Raw genomic sequence first — 2532 nt, forward strand, 5'->3', positions numbered from 1 at the left:
CTCTCGCGCGCGCCGCCCGGCGAGCGGCCGTACGAGCGCCGCTCGTACGGCCCTCGCCGGGCGGCGCGCGCGAGAGGCGGCGCCCACGTTGTGGCTGCGCGGCGCCGACCTGCGGGACGCCGACGACTCTGTCGCCGACGCGGCCCGCCGCGCACTGGGCCGCGCCGCCCGGATCGTCGCCGCGTCCCGACCGGTCCCCGCCCTCGACGAGCAGACCCCGGAACGGCTCGCCCACCACGCCCGCGCCGCGGGCCGCCCGCTGCTGCTGGTCCTCGACGGCCCCGAGGAGATGCCGCCCGTCCTCGCCCACCGCCTCCCCGAGTGGACCGAGGGCACCGCGGACTGGCTGCGGGAGACGGGAACCCGGCTGGTGGTGGCCTGCCGGACCGAGTACTGGGAGCAGGCGGGCCCGCACTTCCCGGCCGGCATGCTGTACGGCCGCACGGGGCGGGATCTGCCGCCACGCGTCCCCCTCGGCGACCTCACCGAGGCCGAGGCGGACGAGGTGCGTGCCCGGCTCGGCATCCCGGACACCGCACTCGCGGGGCCCGACGCCAGGCATCCGCTCACCCTCCGGCTGTACGCGGAGGTCCGCGCCGCCCTCCCCGACACCGAGGCCGCCACCCCCGTCGGCCGCGACGAGGTCCTCGCCACCCACCTCGACCTGATGTGCCTGCGGATCGCGGTCCGGCTGGCCGCCGAGAACGGCGTGCGCGGCACCGCCGTACGACGGCTCGCCGCGAAGGTGTCCGGGCAGGTCCACGAGGCCGCCCGGCGCAGCCTCGGACCGGGGCAGGGCGAGCTGGACCGCGCGTCGTTCGAGGCGGTGTTCCCGTGGGGGCCCGCCCCCGCCCGGCTCGGTGGCGGCACCGGCTGGGCGTCCGCCGTCCTCGCCGAAGGCCTCCTGGTGCCGGCCGGCGGCGGCTATCGCTTCGCCCACGAGGAACTCGCCGACTGGATCCAGGGACTGCACCTCGACCTGGACGAAGCCCTGCGCGTCCTCGTCCACCGTTCCCGCACCCCCGACGGCTCCCACCCGCTGCCGGTCCCGCACCACCGCATCGGCCCCGTCGTCCAGGCGCTCCTGCACCTCGGCCGACAGCAGGGACACCGACAACTCGCCGCCAGACTCGACGAGTTGACCGACGCCCTGGCGGCAGACCCGGACTCCTGGTGGGCCGCCGGACTCCTCGCCGAGACCCTGCCCCGCCTGCCGGACGCGACCCCGTACGCCGGTGTCCTGCGGCTGCTGGCCGACCTGGTCGTGAGCCGCTGCGACCGGCCCGGCCGCACCGTCGCGTTCGGCCCCGGCTTCTGGAACGCCCTGCCGCTCCCCGCCGGCCTCCGCCTCGACCTGCTGCGCCGACTGGTCCTCGCGGACCCCGCGCCGGACGCCGAGGACGTGCCCCGCCACCTCGACACGGTCGCCCGGCTGCTCGCCGCCGACGCCACCGCCGTACAACCGCTGCTCGCGCGCTGGTTCGACGACGAGCGGCCGTTGCCCGCGATGCCGCACGCCACCGTGGCGACGGCCGCGCAGGCACTGCTGCACACCCACCGGCACCGGGGGCTGGACGACCTGACCGAGGTCCTCGTGGAGCGTGCGCACCCGCGCGCGGACGAACTCCTCGCCGTGCTGGCCGAGGAGGAGCCCTCCGCGCTGTGCAGGGCCGTCGACCGATGGGCGCACGACGAGCGGCCGGAGCGGCGTGCCGCGGCGATGACGTACGGACCGCGCGCCGCGCCCGGGGCGTCCACCCGCGCCGACCGCGAGCTGCTGCGGTACGCCGCTCTCGCGATCCTCGCCCGGCCCGCCGACCGGACGCTGCAGGGCGGGGCGCTCGCCCTTCTCGTACGCGACCCCGAGACCCGGGAGCGACACCTCCCGGAGGCGCTGGAGCGGTTCACGGCAGGCGACCCGAAGCTGCCGCCGGTCGCCCTGCTCACCGCCCTGACCACCCACCCGGAACCGGTCCTCGGCGCCTGCCGTGCCCGGCTGGACCGCCTCGGCACGGACACCGGACCACTGTCGCGCGCCCTCGTCGACGCCGCGACTCCCGCCCTGGCCCGCCGGGTGGCCCAGCTCGTGCGCGAGGCCATGGAGCGGCGCCCGGAAGCCGCCGGGGACCTCGCCGCCCACGTCGATGAGCGTCTCGACGACGGCACAGTCGGCACGGCGGTGCTGTTTCCGCTGGTCACCGGCTTGCTGGAAGGGGGCCCCGAGCCGCTGCGCGCCGCCCTGGCCGCTGTCCTGGCCGGGCCTGGCGCCCTCCGCCGGGAGCTGCTGGACTTCCTGCTGGCCCACGAACGCGACCCCGCCGTCCTGGACGCCGTACTGCACTCGGCCGGCCGGCTCAGCGGCCCGGACCTGCGCGTTCTCGTCCACCGCACCGGCCTCCTGCTCGGCCGCACCCCGGACGGCGCCGCCCGCTTCGACCGCGGCCTGGCCGACCTGGCCCGCCACGTCCCCGGGTTCGCCGCGCAGATCGCGGGCTGGCTCAACGGGGAGCTGGGGGAGTCGGGGGCGTCGGG

Annotated in this window: 1 pseudogene; it reads left to right on the plus strand. The window is 77.7% G+C overall.

The window, feature by feature from the left end:
• Positions 1-2532: pseudogene (locus BZL64_RS36930) on the plus strand (serine protease); the annotation flags it as partial.

The organism is Streptomyces bobili (genome assembly GCF_002154575.1).
GTDB lineage: Bacteria > Actinomycetota > Actinomycetes > Streptomycetales > Streptomycetaceae > Streptomyces > Streptomyces bobili.